Raw genomic sequence first — 1,946 nt, forward strand, 5'->3', positions numbered from 1 at the left:
CCCGGCCGGCGGCCACGGTCCAGGACGGGGACCCGCAGCCGCAGCCGCAGCCGCGGCCCGAGCGGCCGGCCACCGGTTTCGCGCCGCCGGCCTGAGCGTCGGTGGCATCTGCCGCCCCGGCACGGGTCAGGCGTCAGCCGAATCTCGACGGCGGTGACTCGAGTTCCTCCAGCTCGATCCCGGGTGCGGCCAGGACGACGTCGCCGGCGATGTGCACGCTGTGCCGTTCACCGGTGTCCAGGGCTGTGACCTGGTATTCGTCCACGGTCAGAGGGCCGTTGTCAGTGGCGTGTGTTTCGCTGTTCACCAGAGCCCAGGACTGGTCCACGGTGCGGGGGGCGAGGACGGGATCGGTGAAGGCCACGAGGCGTACGCGGGTCGCGGCGGACGAGGGGGTGAGGCGCAGGAGCCGGGCGGTGGCGACGAGGAACGCGGGGGACGTGCCGGTGAAGGCGTGGGCGCGCACATTGCCTTCGGTGGCATGACTGCCGGTGGGGTCGGTACGGACCCAGGTGACGCCGTCGAGGGCGGCGCCGCGCACCTGCCAGCCGCCCGCGTGGAGTTCGAGGCGGAGGGGACGGCCGAGGTCGTCCAGGGCGAGGTCGACCGAGCCGCGGTGATCGCCGTCGGGGTCGGTCAGCCGCGAGACATAGCGCCAGCCGGACGGGCCGGGGGCGCACTGGAAGTGTTCTTCCGCGAGGGGGGTGTGATCGTGCGGATCGTGGAGCGAATATCGGCCGCGGGGCATGGGGGTCCTGGGTCTTGACGGGCTGGTCCGGCCGGAAGCCTCAGGTCGGGGCCAAAGGGGCAGGCCCCCGGCACGGGGGTGCGGGGGCCTGCCTCGGAGGACCTGCTGCCGGGGGGCGTCGGTGCACCGACGCCTCCCGGCGGGCCGGGCTTCGGGATCGCCGGCTCAGTAGCGGTAGTGGTCCGGCTTGAACGGGCCGTCGACCTCCACGCCGATGTACGAGGCCTGCTCCGGGCGCAGCTTGGTGAGCTTGACGCCGAGCGCGTCCAGGTGGAGACGGGCGACCTTCTCGTCGAGGTGCTTGGGCAGCACGTAGACACCGACCGGGTACGCGTCGGGCTTGGTGAACAGCTCGATCTGGGCCAGCGTCTGGTCCGCGAAGGAGTTGGACATCACGAACGACGGGTGACCGGTGGCGTTGCCCAGGTTCAGCAGGCGGCCCTCGGACAGCACGATGATCTTCTTGCCGTCCGGGAAGGTCCAGGTGTGGACCTGCGGCTTGACCTCGTCCTTGACGATGCCGGGGACCTTGGCGAGGCCGGCCATGTCGATCTCGTTGTCGAAGTGGCCGATGTTGCCGACGATGGCCTGGTGCTTCATCTTGGCCATGTCGGAGGCCATGATGATGTCCTTGTTGCCGGTCGTGGTGATGAAGATGTCGGCCTTGTCGACGACCTCGTCCAGGGTGGTGACCTGGTAGCCGTCCATCGCGGCCTGCAGGGCGCAGATCGGGTCGATCTCGGTGACGATCACGCGGGCGCCCTGGCCGCGCAGGGACTCGGCGCAGCCCTTGCCCACGTCGCCGTAGCCGCAGACGACGGCGGTCTTGCCGCCGATCAGGACGTCGGTGGCGCGGTTGATGCCGTCGACCAGGGAGTGGCGGCAGCCGTACTTGTTGTCGAACTTCGACTTGGTGACGGCGTCGTTGACGTTGATCGCCGGGAAGAGGAGGACGCCGTCGCGCTGCATCTCGTACAGGCGGTGGACACCGGTGGTGGTCTCCTCGGTGACACCCCGGATCTCCGAGGCCAGCTGGGTCCACTTCTGGGGGTCCTCGCCCAGGGTGCGGTGCAGCAGCTGGAGGATGACGCGGTGCTCGTCGGACTCGGCGGTCTCCAGGGCGGGGACCTCACCGGCCTTCTCGTACTCGACGCCCTTGTGGACGAGGAGGGTGGCGTCGCCACCGTCGTCCAGGATC

2 protein-coding genes are annotated in these 1,946 nt (G+C 70.1%); both read right to left on the reverse strand.

Translation table 11 applies throughout. From position 1 onward, the window contains the following. Positions 1-133: 133 nt before the first annotated feature. Entirely contained in the window at positions 134-748 is a 615-nt protein-coding gene (locus IE312_RS18545) for a hypothetical protein (protein WP_189983180.1), read from the reverse strand. 165 nt (positions 749-913) lie between these two features. Then, a partial coding sequence (locus IE312_RS18550) for an adenosylhomocysteinase (protein ID WP_229900068.1) occupies positions 914-1,946 on the reverse strand: 1,033 nt, incomplete at its 5' end.

This window comes from Streptomyces capoamus (assembly GCF_014654935.1).
GTDB lineage: Bacteria > Actinomycetota > Actinomycetes > Streptomycetales > Streptomycetaceae > Streptomyces > Streptomyces capoamus.

Excerpts from the sequence above, each read along its gene's own strand:
- IE312_RS18545 (WP_189983180.1), bottom strand. The coding sequence starts at position 748 with ATGCCCCGCGGCCGATATTCGCTCCACGATCCGCACGATCACACCCCC.